We start from the raw sequence: 17,012 nt of genomic DNA, 5'->3' as shown, positions 1-17,012 counted from the left end.
GGCGACGCCAGCGACGGGTGACGCCAGAACTGGGTGACAACTTGCGTTGAACGCCTCGGTGGGCGCAATCGACCCGGCAGCGATACCCGGCCGGCACGTCGGTGGCGCAACCCGCCAGAGCGACGACTTTGCTTGCCATACCCTTCCGTTACAGCTGCGCCACATCGATGATCGCCTGTGCGAAGGGCTGCGGCGCCTCCTGCGGAAGGTTGTGGCCGATGCCGCCGGTAATCAGCCGGAACTGGTATTTGCCCGTGAACTTCTTGGCATAGGCGGCAGGCTCGGGATGCGGCGCGCCGTTCGCGTCGCCCTCCATAGTGATGGTGGGCACGTGTATGGAAGGGAAGGTCGCGAGCCTGGCTTCGATGTCGTTGTACCGGGCCTCTCCGAGGGCGAGGCCGAGCCGCCAGCGATAGTTGTCGATGGCGATGGCGACATGGTCCGGGTTGTCGAGTGCCGCCGCCGAGCGATCGAAGGTGGCGTCGTCGAAGGCCCATTTCGGCGAGGCCTGTGTCCAGATCTGCCGCGCGAAGTCGCGCGTGTACTGGCGATAGCCGACCTCCCCGCGAGCGGTGGCGAAATAATACTGGTACCACCACTGCAGCTCCGCCTTGGGCGGCAGCGGCTTGCGGTTCTGCTCCTGGCTGCCGATGAGGTAGCCGCTGACCGACACCATGCCCTTGAAACGCTGCGGCCAGAGCGCGGCCATGATGTTGACCGTGCGCGCGCCCCAGTCGAAGCCGCCGAGGATCGCCGTTTCCACCTTCAGGGCGTCGAGGAAATCCATCGCATCCACGGCGAACGCGGCCTGCTGGCCGTTTCGTGCCGTCTTCCCGGAGATGAAGCGAGTGGTGCCGTAGCCCCTGAGATAGGGAACGAGTACGCGATAGCCGGCCGCGGCAAGCCGGGGCGCCACGTCCACATAGGCGTGGATGTCATAGGGCCAGCCGTGCAGCAGAAGGACCACGGGCCCGTCGGCCGGGCCGGCCTCGGCATAGCCCACATCGAGCGATCCGGCGCGCACCGTCTTCAACGGAGCGAAGGCGGTGTGGGCGCCGCGCCCGGCCGAGGCCTCGGCATGAGCCGTCGACGATGAAGCGGCCGGCTGCGCGGTGGCGGAGGACATGGCGAGCGGGCCTGTTGCAAGACCGAGGGCGACCATGCCGAGAAGGTTGCGGCGCTGGGGATCCATGTCGAACTCCATGAGGCGTCCCGACGGCTGAAAGGAGCGAGAGTAGGCCAGCGATCCGCGCGAATAGAGTGCGACATGGCCGACGCCCGGTCTTGCCGGCCCGCACGGCAACCCTTCCCGATCCGGCAGGGCTGCAGCCCATTTCGGTGAGGTGCCGCCGCATCGGACGTCCACCCGCGCCATCCCGCCGAACGTCAGGGCACCGCAGACGCCATCTCCACCCCCACGCGGCGTCCCCAGCGGGGTGACGAACGGTCATCTCACTGACATTCAGCCGGACTAACCGAGGGTCAGCCCATATTCCTCGGAGAAACCGGATGCGCAGCCTGCTCGCGGCCCTCGTGGCCACAACCTGTCTTGTCTCGGTCGCGGAGGCGGCGACCGTGTTTCCGCTGGACCGCGCGACCATTCTCGCGGGCTCGCCCTTCGACATGAAGGTGGAATTCGACGCCGTCGTCGCCCCCGGCGATGTCACCGTCACCATCAATGGCGAGCCGGCCGAGAAGGTGCTCGGCAAGAGCGTCGCGTTCGTCGAGAAGGAGAAGGGCGTCGACGCGTCGGCCGTGATCGTGCGCGCGGCGAGCATCGCCAAGCCCGGTACCTACACAGTCGAGGCCAAGGCCGGCGGCGAGACCAAGACCGTGGTGTGGGAGGTCTTCGCCACCCCCTCGACCCCGACGGCGAAGAACGTGATCTTCTTCCTCGGCGACGGCCTGTCGGTCGCGCACCGCACCGGCGCCCGCCTGATGTCCAAGGGCATGCATGAGGGCAAGGCCGACGGCCGCCTGAACATGGACGACATCCCGCCGGTGGCTTTCATCGGCACCTCGGCGACCAACGCCGTCGCCACCGACAGCGCAAACACCATGTCGGCCTACATGACCGGTCACAAGACGGCGGTGAACGCGATCGGCGTCTATGCCGACCGCACCAAGGATCCGTTCGACGATCCGCGGGTGGAGAACATCGCCGAGGCGCTGCGCCGCACCACCAAGAAGTCGATCGGCGTCGTCGCCACCTCCGAGATCGAGGACGCCACCCCGTCGGCCGTGGTCGGCCACACGCGCCTGCGCGCCGAGAAGGCGGCGCTGGTCGACGACTTCTTCGCGGTGAAGCCCGAGGTCATCCTCGGCGGCGGCTCGGCCTACTTCCTCGGCAAGGCGACCCCCGGCTCGAAGCGCAAGGACGACAAGGACTACGTCCAGATGTTCCGCGACGCCGGCTACACGCTCGCCACCAGCAAGGATGAGCTCGCCACCGCCGCCGGCACCAATTCCGGCAAGATCCTCGGCCTGTTCCACACCGGCAACATGGACGTGACGCTCGACCGCGAGTTCCTCAAGAAGGGCACGGTGTCGAAGTTCCCGAACCAGCCGGGCCTGGTGCAGATGACGCAGGTGGCGATCGACGAACTCGCCAAGAACCCGGACGGCTTCTTCCTGATGGTCGAGGGCTCCTCGATCGACAAGATGTCCCACCCGATGGACTGGGACCGCGCGCTGGTCGAGACCATCGAGTTCGACAAGGCCATCGGCGTCGCCGTCGAGTTCGCCAAGACCCATCCCGATACGCTGATCGTTGTCACGGGCGACCACACGCACGGCGTCTCCATCGTCGGCACGGTCGATGACGACAAGCCGGGCGCGGACATGCGCGAGAAGGTCGGCACCTATGCCGAGGCGGGCTTTCCGAACTACGAGGACAAGGACGGCGACGGCTATCCCGACCGCGTCGACGTCTCCCGCCGCCTGATGCTCTTCGCCAACAACTTCCCGGACTATTACGAGACCTTCCGTCCGAAGCTGGACGGCCCGTTCGAGCCGGCGGTGAAGAACGAGAAGGGCGAGTACGTCGCCAACGAGCAGTACAAGGACGTTCCCGGCGCGGTGCTGCGCACCGGCAACATCCCGCGCAACGGTGACACGGCGGTCCACGCGGTCGACGACGTGGTCCTGCAGGCGACCGGCCCGGGCGCCGAGGGCTTCCGCGGTTACATGGAGCAGAGCGACGTTTACCGCGCGCTGGTCGACGCGCTGGCCATCGCGCCGGTCCAGAACTGATCGCGCGCCGATACGACCTTCCGGCCCGGGCGGCAACGCCCGGGCCGCGCCTGTGAAGGAGCCTTCAGGCCATGCCGCGCATCAGGATATCGCCCGTTCGGCAGATGGACCCTCCGTTGTCCCGCCGTCGCCTCCTGCAGGCCGGCGCCGGCCTCCTTGGCATGTCCGTGCTGGGCGTCGGGCAGGCCGTCGCCGCGACCGCGCTCGATTTCGACGAGCTCTACGGCAAGATCAGCGTGCTGGGCCTGAGCTTCTCCGACAAGGTGAAATCGCTCGACGGTAAGAAGGTCGCCATGCGCGGCTTCATGGCGCCCCCGCTCAAGGCCGAGGCCGATTTCTTCGTTCTCACCGAAATCCCGATGGCGCTCTGCCCCTTCTGCTCCTCGGACGCCGACTGGCCGGACAACATCGTCGTCGTCCGGCTCGACCGGGCCCAGACCTTCGAGCAGGCCAACGCGCTGATCGAGGTCGAGGGCACGCTGGAGGTCGGCTCCTGGACCGACCCGGTGACCGGCTTCGTCAGCCTGCTGCGCATCGTCGGCGCGCATTTCCACGCCGTCTGACCATGGCCGATCTCACGCTGCGCGACCTTGAAGTGCGCTTCCCCGGGCTAGAGCGGCCGGCGCTGGAAATTCCCGGGCTCGAGCTGCGCTCGGGCGAGCAGGTGGCGCTGACCGGCCCTTCCGGCTGCGGCAAGACCACGCTGATCAACGTGCTGACCGGCCTCGAGCGGGTCCGCCACGGCCATGTCGACTGGGAGGGCACCGATCTCGCGACGCTGGGCGAGGGCGCGCGCGACCGCTGGCGCGCCGCCAATGTCGGCCTCGTCATGCAGGACTTCCACCTGTTCCCCGGCCTCTCCGCGATCGAGAACGTGCTGCTGCCGCAGCGGCTCGCGCGCTTCCGCCTGGCGAAGGGCGCGAAGGAGGAGGCGCGGCGCCTGCTCAAGCGGGTCGGCATCGCCCGGCTCGACCAGCCGGTCGAGACCATGTCGCGCGGCCAGATGCAGCGGGTCGCCGTGGCGCGCGCGCTGCTTGCCCATCCCGGCATCATCGTCGCCGACGAGCCGACCGCGAGCCTCGATGGTGACGCCGGCGCGGCCGTCGCCGATCTGCTGACCGGCCTCGCCCGCGAGGTCGGCGCCACGCTGATCGTCGCCACCCACGATCCGCGCCTCGTCGGCCATCTCGGGCGCGTGCTGCGCCTCGATGGCGGCCGGCTGGAGGGCTGAGCCATGTTCCGCTTCATCCTCGCCGATCTGAGGCGTCACTGGGCGGGCGTCGTCGCGATCACGCTCATCGTTGCGCTGGCCACCGCGCTCGGCGTGGTGGTGACGCTGCAGGAGCGCGCGCTCCGGCTCGGCAGTGCCCGCGCCGCCGACGCGTTCGACCTCGTCATCGGGGCGCCGGGCAGCGAGACCCAGCTTGTTCTGTCCTCGGTGTTCCTGCAGGCCGCGCCGCTGCCGCTGATGCCCGGCAGTGTCCTCGCCGGGCTCGTCGCCGACCCGCGTGTCGCCTGGGCGGCACCGGTCGGCTTCGGCGATTTCGTCGAGGGTAGCCCGATCGTCGGCACCACGGCGGCGCTCGTCGAAGGGGTGGGCGGCGTATCCGAGGGGCGCAGCTTCGAGCACATCGGCGACGCGGTGATCGGCGCCAGCGTCGGCATGCGGCCGGGCGACCGCTTCCATCCCCAGCACGGGCAGGTCGGTGGTCCGGGCGGTGTCCATACCGAGGCGAGCTACCACGTGGTGGGCCGGCTGAAGCCGACCGGAACGCCATGGGACCGCGCCGTGCTGGTGCCGATCCAGGCGGTGTGGAACCTGCATCGCCACGAGGAACATGAGGAGCATGGCGGGCAGGGCGAGGGGCAGGGGGCCAGCGAGGGGCAGCCGGGCCAAGCCGGGCCGCATTCCTTCTTCACGCCCGCCGGCGGCGGCGAGGAAGACGGGCACGATGCGCTCGGCTTCGGCGCGGCGGTCGATCCGGCCGCCGTCGCCGATGCCGGCGCGCCCGGCCTGCCGGCGATCGTGGTGAAGCCGGCCTCGATCTCGGACGCCTACAAGCTGCGCCAGCAATATCGCAGCGAGCGCACGGTCGCGGTCTTCCCGGGCGAGGTCCTCACCCGCCTCTACGGCACGCTGGGCGACGTGCGCTTCATCCTCTCCATGGTGGCGACCGGGGCGCAGGCGCTGGTCGGCGCGGCGATCCTGCTGGTGGTCACGGTGCACATCCTCCAGCGCCGGCGCCAGATCGGGGCGCTGCGGGCGCTCGGGGCGCCGCGCCATGCGATCTTCGCCATCGTATGGTCGGAGGCGTTCGCGATCATCGGCGTCGGACTGTGCCTCGGCTTCGCGGTCGGCTACGGCGCGGCGCGCGCGCTGTCGACCGCCTTCACCGCGGCGAGCGGCATCACGCTGCCGGTGACCTTCGAGCCGGCGGACCTGTTCCGGCTCGGATTGCTGCTTCTCGTGACGGGAATCATCGCCAGCCTGCCGGCTCTGCTGGCCTACCGCCAGCCGCCAGCGATCGCGCTCAGGGGCTGAAAATGCGCGATTCCGAGGCTTCCGGCGCACACAAGCCCCGGAAGGTGCCGGGTTTTTCGGTTCCCTACCGGTAGGTTACGGCTTCTTTACCATAATGTAATGTGCGCCGCATTTTCGCCCCACTCGGGCAGCCTTTTGTGCGACATGGAGTGGGGTCGCAGGTAAGGGGCCTGCGATCTGAGTTGAGGCGCGCTTCGCCCGGCTTTCGGCATCTCTCGGGTGCCGTGAAGGGTGAGGGGCACGCGAAGTGGTCGGGGTGCATGGGGACGAAACCAGCTCTCGCTTGGGTTGCCGGTGGCATGCCGGCAAGTAAAGTCCTTTCCGGCCTTGGCCGTGCGGTGTTGCTGTGCGGTGTCGGCCTCCTTGCCGCCAATTGCAGCGGCTCGAAGCTTTCCAGCAAGATCGATCCCAAATATGGCGTCGCGGCCAGCCCGCGTGTGGTCGAGCCGGGCCAGCCGGTTCCCAAGGGCGGCGGCGTATACAGCGTCGGCAAGCCCTATGTCGTCGCCGGCAAGACCTATACCCCGCGCGTTCCGCCCAAGGGCTACAAGGCCCAGGGTCTGGCCTCCTGGTATGGCGACGACTTCCACGGCCGCCTGACCGCCAATGGCGAAGTGTTCGACATGGACGCGATCGCCGCGGCCAACCCGACACTGCCGCTGCCGTCCTATGTCCGCGTGACCAATCTCGGCAACGGCCGCTCCATGGTCGTGCGCGTGAACGACCGTGGTCCCTTCCACGGCAACCGCATGATCGACGTGTCGCGCCGCGCCGCCGACATGCTCGGCTTCAAGAGCAAGGGCACCGCCCGGGTTCAGATGGAATATCTCGGCCCTGCGCCGCTGGAAGGCTCCAGCGACGTCCAGCTCGCCGCGACCTTCCGCCAGAACGGCGAGGCCCCGGCGCCGAGCGTGATGGTGGCTTCGGCCGGCCCGCTGCCGGGCCATGTCGCGTCCGCGCCGGCCAATGTGCCGCTGCCGCCCAGCCGGCCGTTCGATCTCGGCGAGTCGGGCCCGGCGGTCGCCGATGCACGTCCGGCCTATGTTCCGAGCAAGCCGCGCGCGGTGGCGGTCGCGGTTCCCGAGCCGGTCGCCAAGCCGCGCCCGGTGCGGGTGGCGAGCGTTCCCGCTCCGCAGATCGAGATGGACCCCTCGGCGCCGCCGGCAGGCTGGGTCGTGGGTGCGCAGCCCGCCATGGGTTATGCCTCCGAAGCGGTCGTCACGCCGGTCGGCAGCGGTCGCGGCCTCTACTGATCCCTGGCGGTATTTACTTACGCGTCCCTGACGGGACCTGCATTGCGGGAGCCGCCGTCGGCTGATAACTCTGCGATGGGGCAGGGAGGGCCGACGAGCATGATGTGCACAGCTAACCCTGGTGTCATCGCCCGCTCGGCGCGCGTGCTCTCTTTCACGCTTGTGCTGCTCGCCGCCCGGCTGCTTCTGCCCGGCGCTGCCGCGTTCGCCCAGACCGAAGCCCCCAACATCTCCGCACCTCAGGCGATCCTGCTCGACTATGAGAGCGGCAGCGTCCTGTTCGAGCGTGGCGCCGACATCCAGAGCGCGCCGGCGAGCCTCGCCAAGCTCATGACGATGGCGGTCGTGTTCCGCGAGATCAAGGAAGGGCGCATCACCCCCGACACCGAATACACCGTGAGCGAATATGCGTGGCGGCGCGGCGGAGCGCCCTCGGGCGGCTCGACCATGTTCGCGGCGCTGAAGAGCTCGATCAAGGTCAGCGACTTGATGCGCGGGGTGATCATCCAGTCGGGCAACGATGCCGCCATCGTGCTGGCGGAAGGGCTCGCCGGCAACGAGCTCGCTTTCTCGACCAGGATGAACGAGGAAGCCAAGCGCATCGGCATGACCAACTCGGTCTTCCGCAATTCGAACGGCCTGCCCGCTCCCGACCAGGTGACCACGGCGCGGGACATGGCGAAGCTCGCTGCCTACATCATCCGCAACTACCCGCAGTTCTACGCGATCTATGGCGAGACCAGCTTCACCTGGAACAAGATCCGCCAGAACAACCGCAATCCGCTGCTCGGCATGAGCCTCGGGGCGGACGGGCTGAAGACCGGCTATCTGGAAGATGCCGGCTACAACCTCGTCGGCTCGGCGGTGCAGAACGACCAGCGGCTGATCGTCGTGATCATGGGCGACAAGACCGCAAAGGACCGCGCCGAGGACGCACGCAAGCTGCTCGAATGGGGCTTCCGTTCGTTCGAGACGCGGCTCCTGTTCAAGCCCGGTCAGATCGTCGGCGAGGCGACGCTCTATGGCGGCGCGCGCGGCGGTGCACCGCTGACCGGCACCGGCCCGATCCGCATCGTCGTGCCGCGCGATGGGAACGAGCGGGTGACTGCGCGCATCCGCTTCCAGGGGCCGATCCCGGCGCCGGTGACCGAGGGCGATGAGGTCGCCCGGCTCGACGTCTATCGCGGCGACCAACTTGCCCTGCAGGTGCCGCTGGTCGCCGCCGAGTCGGTGCCGCGCGGCCCGCTCTGGCGGCGGGCCATGGACGGGGCGTATGAACTGATGGTCAACCTGATCCGCCAAGGCTACGCGAAACTGACAAGCTGATTATGCCCACCGGTAAAGCCAGTTCCGCAGGAGTCCGACCTGCCGTCCGACCTGCCGCGCGTTCCGCGGCCCGGCCTGCCGCACGCCGGTCCGGCCGGCGCGGCTGCTTCATCACCTTCGAAGGCGGCGAGGGGGCCGGCAAGTCGACGCAGGTGCGTCGGCTCGGCGAGAGGCTGCAGGCGCTCGGCATCGAGGTGGTGACGACGCGCGAGCCCGGCGGCTCGCCGGGCGCGGAGATCGTGCGCCATCTGCTGCTGTCGGGCGCCGCCAAGCCGCTCGGTCCGCTCGCCGAGGCGGCGCTGTTCGCCGCCGCCCGCGCCGACCATCTTGACGTCACCATCCGCCCGGCGCTGGAGCGCGGCGCCTGGGTGATCTCGGATCGCTTCGCCGATTCCACGCGCGTCTATCAAGGCGCGGTCGGTGACGTGGATGCCCGGCTGATCGCCAAGCTGGAGGCCGTGACCGTGGGCCCGACCCGGCCGGACCTGACGATCATTCTCGACGTTCCGGCGGAGGAGGGGCTGACGCGGGCGGCTGCCCGTTCCGGCGGGCCGGCCGACCGCTTCGAGAGCGAGGGGCTGAGCTTCCACCGCCGGCTGCGCGAGGCGTTCCGCGAGCTCGCCGAGCGCGAGCCCGAGCGCTGCGTGCTGGTCGACGGGCGCCAGGATGCCGAGGCGGTCGCCGAGGCGGTCTGGCAGGCGGTAAGCGCGCGGCTGCCGCTCGGCACGGCGGCTGGCGGAGCCTCCCCATGAGCGACACGCCCGAAGCGGACCGCCTGCCCGGCGCACCCGCCCCGCGCGAGCGCCACGGGTTGATTGGCCATCACGAGGCCCGCGCCATGGTGCGCGAGGCGTGGGATGCCGGGCGGCTGCCGCACGCGCTGCTGATCGGCGGGCCGGAAGGCATCGGCAAGGCGACCTTCGCCTATCAGGTCGCGCGCTTCGTGCTCGCCGGCGGCACGGCGCCCGCGCACGAGCTGGACGTCGACCCGTCCCATCCGGCGGCGCGGCAGGTCGCGGCGCTGTCGCATCCGGACCTGCTGGTGCTGCGCCGGACGGCGAACGACAGCGGCCGGCTGCCCTCGATGATCCCCGCCGAGACGGTGCGCCGCGTGCGCAGCTTCTTCGGCTCGACGGCGGCGCTGGGCGGCTGGCGCGTGTGTATCGTCGACACGCTCGACGAGATGAACGCGCAGGGCGCGAACGCGCTGCTGAAGACGCTGGAGGAGCCGCCGGAGCGCGCGCTGTTCCTGCTGGTCAGCCACGCCCCCGGCCGGCTCCTGCCGACCATCCGCTCGCGCTGCCGCATGGTGGCGCTGCGCGGGCTGGCGCCGGACGAGGTGGCGGCGGCGCTGGAGGATCTCGCCCCGGATATGCCCGACCTCGACCGCAGCCGCTTCGAGGAGGCGGCCGAGGCCAGTGAGGGCAGCGTGCGCGCCGCGCTGACGCTGCTCTCGGGCGAGGGGCTGGTGGTGAGGCGCCGCACGTCGGAGCTGCTCGACACGCTGCCGGCGGTCGACCCCAAGGCGCTGCATGCGCTCGGCGACAGCCTGCAGGGCGACCGGGGAGGGGCGCTGGAAAGCTTCGTCTCCACGGTGGAGGGATGGATCTCCGACCACGCCACCGGCCGCCGCCAGAGCCCGTCCCTGCTCCTTGCACGGCTGCCGGAGGTGTGGGACAAGGTTCGCCGCGCCGCGGTCGACGCCGACGTCTACAATCTCGACCGCAAGACCCTCGTCTTCAGGATCTTCGCGACGCTCAACGAGGCCGTCCGCCCGTGACAGCTCCGGGGGCCGGCCGTGCCGCAGGAACACCCGCGTGAAACCCGCCTACTACATCACCACCGCGATCGACTACCCGAACGGCGCTCCTCATATCGGCCATGCCTATGAGAAGATCGCGACCGACGCGCTCGCCCGCTTCAAGAAGCTCGACGGCTACGACGTGTTCTTCCTGACCGGCACCGACGAGCACGGGCTGAAGATGGCGCAAACCGCCGAGAAGCAGGGCCTCGCGCCGCTCGAATGGGCGACGAAGAACGCGAACCGCTTCAAGGAGATGGACGCGCTTCTTGGCGTGGATTACGACCGCTTCATCCGCACCACGGATGAGGACCACATCGTCTCCAGCCAGGCCATCTGGCGCCGGATGGTAGAGGCGGGCGACATCTATCTCGGCGCCTATTCCGGCTGGTACTCGGTGCGCGACGAGGCCTATTACGCCGAGGACGAGACCATCGTCGACCAGGACGGCACGCGCCTCGGCCCGCAGGGCACGCCGGTCGAATGGACCGAGGAGAAGAGCTACTTCTTCCGCCTCTCCGCCTATGAGCAGAAGCTGCTCGACTACTACGCCGCGCACCCGGACTTCATCCGCCCCGACGTGCGGCGCAACGAGGTGCTGAGCTTCGTGAAGGGCGGTCTGCAGGACCTCTCCATCAGCCGCACCACCTTCACCTGGGGCATCCCGGTGCCGGACGACCCGGCGCATGTGATGTATGTGTGGGTCGACGCGCTCACCAACTACATCACCGGCGTCGGCTATCCGCAGACGGACAGCGCCAGCTTCGAGCGCTTCTGGCCGGCGGACCTGCACGTCATCGGCAAGGACATCATCCGCTTCCACGCGGTCTACTGGCCCGCCTTCCTGATGTCGGCCGGTGTCGCGCCGCCGAAGACCGTGTTCGCGCACGGCTTCATCCACAATCGCGGGGAGAAGATGTCGAAGTCGGTCGGCAACGTGATCGATCCGTTCGACCTCGCGAAGGCCTATGGCGTCGACGCGCTGCGCTACTTCCTGCTGCGCGAGATCCCGTTCGGCCAGGACGGTTCCTACAGCCACGAGGCGATCGTCGCGCGCACCAATGCCGATCTCGCCAACGACCTCGGCAATCTCGCGCAGCGCTCGCTGTCCATGATCGCCAAGAATCTCGGCGGCACGCTGCCGGCGCCCGGACCTCTGTCGCCGGACGACGCGGCAATGCTCGCCGCGGCCGATGCGCTGGCCGGAAAGGTGAGGGCGGCGATGGAGCAGCAGCAGCTTCACCACGCGCTGGCGGAGATCTGGGCCGTGGTCGCGGAGGCCAACCGCTACTTCGCCACCGCCGCGCCCTGGGAACTGCGCAAGAGCGATCCCGAGCGCTTCGGCACCGTGCTGTGGACGACGGCCGAGGTGATCCGGCAGGTCGGCGTGCTGGCGCAACCCTTCGTGCCGGCCGGCGCCACCAAGCTGCTGGACCTGCTCGCTATTCCGGCGGATGCGCGCGACTTCGCAAGCCTGGGGGAGGGCGGTCGGCTGGCGGGCGGCACGGTGTTCCCTGCCCCCGCGGCGGTCTTCCCGCGCTACGTCGAACCCGAGACTTCGAGCTCGGCATGATCGTCGACAGCCACTGCCATCTCGACTTCCCCGATTTCGCGGACGAACTCGACGCCGTGGTCGAGCGCGCCCGCGCCGCCGGGGTCGGGCGCATGGTGACGATCGGCACCCGCGTGCGCCGCTCGGCGCAGGTGCGGGCGATCGCCGAGCGCTTCGACGACGTGTTCTGCTCGGTCGGCACCCATCCGCACAATGCGGGCGAGGAAGCCGACGTGACGCTGGACGAGCTGCTCGCCGAGGCGGACCATCCGAGGGTTGTGGCCATCGGTGAGGCGGGGCTCGACTACCACTACGACTCTGCCCCGCGCGAGGCGCAGGCGGCCGGCTTTCGGCTCCACATCGAGGCGGCGCGGCGCACCGGCCTGCCGCTGGTCATCCATGCCCGCGAGGCGGACGACGACGTGGCGGCGATCCTCGAGGACGAGACCGGCCGCGGGGCGTTCTCCTTCGTCCTGCACTGCTTCACCGCCGGGCCGGAGCTCGCCCGGCGCGCCGTGGCGCTTGGCGGCTACGTGTCCTTCTCCGGCATACTGACCTTCAAGTCCGGCGCGCCGCTGCGCGAGATCGCGGCGGGCCTGCCGGCGGAGCGGCTGCTGGTGGAGACCGACGCGCCCTATCTCGCGCCCAATCCCTGGCGCGGCAAGCGCAACGAGCCTTCCTATGTGGTCGAGACGGCCCGTATATTGGCCGAGGCGCGCGGCGTCTCCCGCGAGGAGATCGCGGCGCTGACCACTGGGAATTTTTTCCGCCTGTTCGCGCGGGCGCACTAGCCAAGGACGAATCCGGCGCATGGCTTATGTCTTCACCATTCTCGGCTGCGGTTCCTCGGGCGGGGTGCCGCGAGTCGGGCAGGGGTGGGGGGCCTGCGATCCGGACGAGCCGCGCAACCGCCGCCGGCGCTGCTCGCTCCTCGTCGAGCGATTTGCCGATGGGGAAGTACAACCCACGCGAGTCCTCATCGACACTTCGCCGGACCTGCGCGAGCAGCTTCTCGGCGTCGGCGTCGACCGGCTCGACGGCGTGCTCTTCACCCATGAGCATGCCGACCACACCCACGGCATCGACGATCTGCGCCCGCTCACCATCATGCACCGCCGGCGCATCAACGTGCATGTCGACGCCGAGACCTCGGCGGTGCTGCACCAGCGCTTCGGCTACTGCTTCGAGACGCCGCCCGGCAGCGACTATCCGCCGATCCTCGCCGAGCACCGTTTCCGAAACGGCGACACCATCCGCGTCGACGGGCCCGGCGGGCCGATCGAGGCGACGGCGTTCCAGCAGTATCACGGCAACATCATCTCCTACGGCTTCCGCATCGCCGGGCTGGCCTATTCGAGCGACCTGCACGACCTGCCGGACGAAAGCCTGCATCATCTCGAAGGCCTGGACATGTGGATCGTCGACGCGCTGCGCATCACGCCGCATCCGACGCATTTCTCGCTGAGCGAGGCGCTGGGCTGGATCGCGCGCATGAAGCCGCGCCGCGCCGTGCTGACCAACATGCACACCGACCTCGACTATGCGACCGTGTCGCGTGGCCTGCCGGAGGGCATCGTCGCCGCCTATGACGGCCTGAAAATCACGATTTGACAGGCTGTTGGCGGCTGTCTCTCATGTACGGAACTATGCCCGGCGCCCATATCGGGTTCAACAGTAATTTCCATAATATGTCTTCTGCGAATCGTGGATGCCGGAAACCGGAGAACCGCACATGACGCCTTCCCGGGACATTTCCCGCCTCATCGAGATCATGGCCGCGCTGCGCACGCCCGGAACCGGCTGCCCGTGGGACCTCGAGCAGGACTTCGCCTCCATCGCGCCCTACACGATCGAGGAAGCCTACGAGGTGGCCGACGCGATCGCGCGCGGCGACCTGGAGGATCTGTGCGACGAACTGGGCGACCTGCTGCTGCAGGTCGTGTTCCACGCCCGCATGGCACAGGAGCGCGGCGCGTTCGATTTTGGTAACGTCGTCACCGCCGTCACCACCAAGATGATCCGCCGCCACCCGCACGTGTTCGGCGACAAGCATGGGCGCGACGTCGAGGCGGTCAACGCGGCGTGGGCGGAGATCAAGGCCGAGGAGAAGGCGGAGCGCGCCGCGCGCCGGGCACGGGCCGGCCTGCCGCCGGAGCCGGCGCAGGGCCGCACGCTGGACGGGGTGCCGGCCGGCACCCCCGCCCTCGCCCGCGCCGCAAGGCTCCAGGCCAAGGCGGCGACGGTCGGCTTCGACTGGGCGGATGCGCGCCTCGTGCTGGCGAAGATCCGCGAGGAGGTCGACGAGGTCGAGGCCGAGATCGACCGCGGCGACCAGGCGGCTGCGGCGGCCGAGGTCGGCGACCTGTTCTTCGCCATGGCCAATCTCGCCCGCCATCTCGACGTCGACGCGGAGGCGGCGCTGCGCGGCACCAACGCGAAATTCGCGCGCCGCTTTGCCTATATCGAGGACCAGCTCGCGCGCGAGGGCCGCACGCCGCGCGAGGCGACGCTCGACGAGATGGAAGCGCACTGGCAGGCCGCGAAAACGGCCGCCACGGGCACCGCCAAAGGCACGGAATAGCTCAGGCCGCGCCCTGCACGGTGACGCGGCGCGCGCCGAAGCGATGCCGGATGTGATCGGCGCGATCGTGCGGCACGCGCACAGCGAGGTGCAGCCGTCCCTCGGCATCCTCGCGCCGTTCCAGCACCTCGGCGTGGCGGTAGAGCCAGCTCAGCCCGCTGCCATCGGTGGCCTCGAGCTCGACGCCGAGCACCGTGCGGTCGCGCCCGAGCCGGGTGGCGATGGCCGAGAGCAGGGCGTCCATGCCCTCCCCCGTCAGCGCCGAGACCGGGATCGGCCGCGCCTCGCCCTCGCGACGCGACGCGGTGTTGAACAGGCCCGCCCGGCCGTCCTCGTCGAGCCGGTCGATCTTGTTCCACACCTCGATCAGCCGGTGATGGTCGTCCGGGTCGATGTCGAGATCCGCCAGCACCTGCGCCACGTCGTGGGCCTGCGCCTCAGTGTCCTCGTGCGACACGTCGCGCACGTGAAGGATCAGATCGGCCTCGATCACCTCTTCCAGCGTGGCGCGGAAGGCGGCGACGAGCTGGGTCGGCAGGTCGGAGATGAAGCCCACCGTGTCGGAGAGGATGACGCGCTCGCCGCCGGGAAGCTGCACCGCGCGCAGGGTCGGGTCGAGCGTGGCGAAGAGCAGGTCCTGCGCCCTCACCTCTGCGCGCGTCAGCCGGTTGAACAGGGTCGACTTGCCGGCATTGGTGTAGCCGACCAGCGCGACCACCGGATACGGCACCTTCTTGCGGCTGGCGCGGTGCAGGGCGCGGGTGCGCTTCACCTGCTCCAGCTCGCGCTCGATCTTGATGATGCGCTCGCCGATGAGCCGGCGGTCGGCCTCGATCTGTGTCTCGCCGGGACCGCCGAGAAAGCCGAAGCCGCCGCGCTGGCGCTCCAGATGGGTCCAGGAACGCACCAGCCGGCTGCGCTGGTAGTTGAGGTGGGCGAGTTCAACCTGCAGCACGCCCTCCTTGGTGCGGGCGCGCTGGCCGAAGATCTCAAGGATCAACGCCGTGCGGTCGATGACCTTCGCCGACCACGCCTTTTCGAGGTTGCGCTGCTGCACCGGGCTCAGCGGCGCGTCGACGAAGACGAGCCCCGCCTCCTCGGCACGCACCAGCCCGGCGATCTCCTCGACCTTGCCGGTACCAAGATACGTCGCCGGGCGGATCTGGCTCAGCCCGACGACAAGGCTGGCGACAACGTCGAGATCGATGGCGAGGGCCAGCCCGACCGCCTCGTCGAGGCGTGCCTCTGGCGCACGCCGGGGAGTCTCCTCCTCGGCGCTCCGCCGCGTCAGGTTCGGAACGATCACCACCACGCGGGTCGCGTCGCCCCTCGTCGTGTCGTCGGCGGGAAGCCCGGCGGTGCGGCCGGCTGGCGAGCGCCGGCTGCCCTTCAGTTCCAACTCAGCCCTTCTCCGCGGTCTCGTCCGGCTCGAACAGCTGCACCGGATGGCCGGGCATGATGGTGGAGATGGCGTGCTTGTAGACGAGCTGCGAATGCCCGTCCCGGCGCAGCAGCACGCAGAAATTGTCGAACCAGGTGACGACCCCCTGGAGCTTGACGCCATTGACGAGGAAGATCGTGAGTGGCGTCTTGTTCTTGCGGACGTGATTGAGGAAGGTGTCCTGGAGATTCTGGGACCGTTCCGCGGCCATATTTTTTTGATCCGTTTGTTTGTTGTTGCTCGTAAGTCGGCGCGGTTATCCTCGTCTCCGTTGCGTCCCGTCCGGGGACGAACATCGACGAAGACGTGCGATTATAGCATCGCACACCATGATCGTCGCGCAAGATGCTTTCGTGACATTGATATGGCAGTGCGCCATAGCCCGCCGCACCGCGTCATCCGGTGATTTCCGCGGTCTCGTGGAAATGCTCGCGCAGCGCCCGCGCCACCGGGCCCGGCCTGCCCTCCCCGACCGGCTTGCCGTCGATTCGTACCACCGGCATGGCGAAATTGGTGGCCGAGGTCACGAACGCCTCCTTCGCCGCCAGCGCCTCCGGCACGGTGAAGGCGCGCTCCTCGACGCGGAGCTGGAGCTTCTCGGCCACCTCCATCATCACCGTGCGGGTGATGCCGCGCAGGATCGCGTTGTCTGCCTGCCGGGTGACGAGCTTGCCGTCCTGCGTGACGATCCAGGCATTGGTTGAGCCGCCTTCGGTGACCCTGCCCTCGGCGTCGACGAACCACGCCTCGCGCGCGCCGGCCTCCTTCGCCGCCTGCTTGGCGAGCACGTTCGGCAGCAGGCCGACGGTCTTGATGTCGACGCGGCCCCAGCGATTGTCGGGCGTGGTGATCACCGCGATTCCCTGCAGCGCTTGCGCGTCCGCCTTGCGCGGATCGGCGGCGCGGGCGGTGACCACGATCGAGGGCGGCGTGGAGGGATCGGGGAAATAGTGGTCGCGGCGGGCGACGCCGCGCGTGACCTGAAGATAGACGAAGCCGTCATGCACCCGGTTGCGCCGGATCGTCTCGCGCAGCACCACGCCGAGCGCGGCGAGCGGCATCGGCATGGCGATGCGGATCTCGCCGAGCGAGCGCACGAGCCGCGCCATGTGGCGCCGCTCGTCCACCAGCCGCCCGCCGGTCACCTCGCAGACCTCATAGACGCCGTCGGCGAACTGGTAGCCGCGGTCCTCGATATGCACGGCCGCCTGATCGTGCGGTACGTACTGTCCGTTTACATAGGCGATGCGCGACATGGTCGTCC

At 69.2% G+C, this 17,012-nt stretch carries 16 protein-coding genes; 12 read left to right on the top strand and 4 right to left on the bottom strand.

What is annotated here, in order from left to right; genetic code table 11:
- Positions 1 to 148 precede the first annotated feature (148 nt).
- A complete protein-coding gene (locus NVS83_RS14385) occupies positions 149 to 1,204 on the bottom strand; it encodes an alpha/beta fold hydrolase (protein ID WP_258740118.1) in 1,056 nt (351 codons plus the stop codon).
- Between the two features lie 305 nt (positions 1,205 to 1,509).
- Between NVS83_RS14385 and NVS83_RS14380 the strand changes: the two genes are divergently transcribed.
- The 12 genes from NVS83_RS14380 (at position 1,510) to mazG (ending at position 14,307) form a co-directional block, all read left to right on the top strand.
- Positions 1,510 to 3,252 carry an alkaline phosphatase gene (locus tag NVS83_RS14380; RefSeq protein WP_258739934.1) on the top strand — a complete coding sequence of 581 codons (1,743 nt, stop codon included), beginning with the start codon at positions 1,510 to 1,512 and terminating at the stop codon, positions 3,250 to 3,252.
- A gap of 161 nt (positions 3,253 to 3,413) precedes the next feature.
- Positions 3,414 to 3,815, top strand: coding sequence for a hypothetical protein (locus NVS83_RS14375; RefSeq protein WP_258740117.1), 402 nt, complete (start codon positions 3,414 to 3,416; stop codon positions 3,813 to 3,815).
- A gap of 2 nt (positions 3,816 to 3,817) precedes the next feature.
- Positions 3,818 to 4,483: an ABC transporter ATP-binding protein gene (locus tag NVS83_RS14370; RefSeq protein ID WP_258739933.1), complete on the top strand. Its 666-nt coding sequence runs from the start codon at positions 3,818 to 3,820 to the stop codon at positions 4,481 to 4,483.
- A gap of 3 nt (positions 4,484 to 4,486) precedes the next feature.
- Positions 4,487 to 5,794 (top strand): ABC transporter permease, encoded by a 1,308-nt coding sequence (locus NVS83_RS14365; RefSeq protein WP_258739932.1) that lies wholly within the window; start codon positions 4,487 to 4,489, stop codon positions 5,792 to 5,794.
- Positions 5,795 to 6,093: 299 nt separating this feature from the next.
- Positions 6,094 to 7,047, top strand: coding sequence for a septal ring lytic transglycosylase RlpA family protein (locus NVS83_RS14360; protein ID WP_258739931.1), 954 nt, complete (start codon positions 6,094 to 6,096; stop codon positions 7,045 to 7,047).
- A gap of 99 nt (positions 7,048 to 7,146) precedes the next feature.
- Positions 7,147 to 8,373 (top strand): D-alanyl-D-alanine carboxypeptidase family protein, encoded by a 1,227-nt coding sequence (locus NVS83_RS14355; RefSeq protein ID WP_258739930.1) that lies wholly within the window; start codon positions 7,147 to 7,149, stop codon positions 8,371 to 8,373.
- A gap of 2 nt (positions 8,374 to 8,375) precedes the next feature.
- A complete protein-coding gene (gene tmk, locus NVS83_RS14350; protein ID WP_374115067.1) occupies positions 8,376 to 9,125 on the top strand; it encodes a dTMP kinase in 750 nt (249 codons plus the stop codon).
- Positions 9,122 to 10,153 (top strand): DNA polymerase III subunit delta', encoded by a 1,032-nt coding sequence (locus NVS83_RS14345; protein WP_258739929.1) that lies wholly within the window; start codon positions 9,122 to 9,124, stop codon positions 10,151 to 10,153. The genes tmk and NVS83_RS14345 overlap by 4 nt, the downstream gene beginning before the upstream one ends.
- A gap of 37 nt (positions 10,154 to 10,190) precedes the next feature.
- Positions 10,191 to 11,747, top strand: a complete 1,557-nt coding sequence (gene metG / locus NVS83_RS14340) for a methionine--tRNA ligase (RefSeq protein WP_258739928.1) — start codon at positions 10,191 to 10,193, stop codon at positions 11,745 to 11,747.
- Positions 11,744 to 12,517 carry a TatD family hydrolase gene (locus NVS83_RS14335; RefSeq protein ID WP_258739927.1) on the top strand — a complete coding sequence of 258 codons (774 nt, stop codon included), beginning with the start codon at positions 11,744 to 11,746 and terminating at the stop codon, positions 12,515 to 12,517. Before metG ends, NVS83_RS14335 begins: the two co-directional genes overlap by 4 nt.
- 19 nt (positions 12,518 to 12,536) lie before the next feature.
- A complete protein-coding gene (locus NVS83_RS14330) occupies positions 12,537 to 13,337 on the top strand; it encodes an MBL fold metallo-hydrolase (protein WP_258739926.1) in 801 nt (266 codons plus the stop codon).
- Between the two features lie 121 nt (positions 13,338 to 13,458).
- Complete coding sequence (gene mazG / locus NVS83_RS14325) at positions 13,459 to 14,307, top strand: nucleoside triphosphate pyrophosphohydrolase (protein WP_258739925.1); 849 nt, start codon at positions 13,459 to 13,461, stop codon at positions 14,305 to 14,307.
- 1 nt (position 14,308) lies between these two features.
- Here mazG and hflX read toward each other — a convergent pair whose 3' ends face one another.
- From hflX to NVS83_RS14310, 3 genes are all read right to left on the bottom strand, one after another.
- On the bottom strand, positions 14,309 to 15,706 hold the full coding sequence (gene hflX / locus NVS83_RS14320; RefSeq protein WP_258739924.1) for a GTPase HflX: 1,398 nt from the start codon (positions 15,704 to 15,706) through the stop codon (positions 14,309 to 14,311).
- 1 nt (position 15,707) lies between these two features.
- Complete coding sequence (gene hfq / locus NVS83_RS14315) at positions 15,708 to 15,959, bottom strand: RNA chaperone Hfq (RefSeq protein ID WP_192638390.1); 252 nt, start codon at positions 15,957 to 15,959, stop codon at positions 15,708 to 15,710.
- A gap of 184 nt (positions 15,960 to 16,143) precedes the next feature.
- Positions 16,144 to 17,004: a D-amino-acid transaminase gene (locus tag NVS83_RS14310; RefSeq protein ID WP_258739923.1), complete on the bottom strand. Its 861-nt coding sequence runs from the start codon at positions 17,002 to 17,004 to the stop codon at positions 16,144 to 16,146.
- Between the last annotated feature and the right edge of the window lie 8 nt (positions 17,005 to 17,012).

This window comes from Ancylobacter mangrovi (assembly GCF_024752335.1).
Taxonomy (GTDB): domain Bacteria; phylum Pseudomonadota; class Alphaproteobacteria; order Rhizobiales; family Xanthobacteraceae; genus Ancylobacter; species Ancylobacter mangrovi.
The sequence above is the reverse complement of the archived record's forward strand: the minus strand, read 5'-3'. Positions and strand labels throughout refer to the sequence as shown.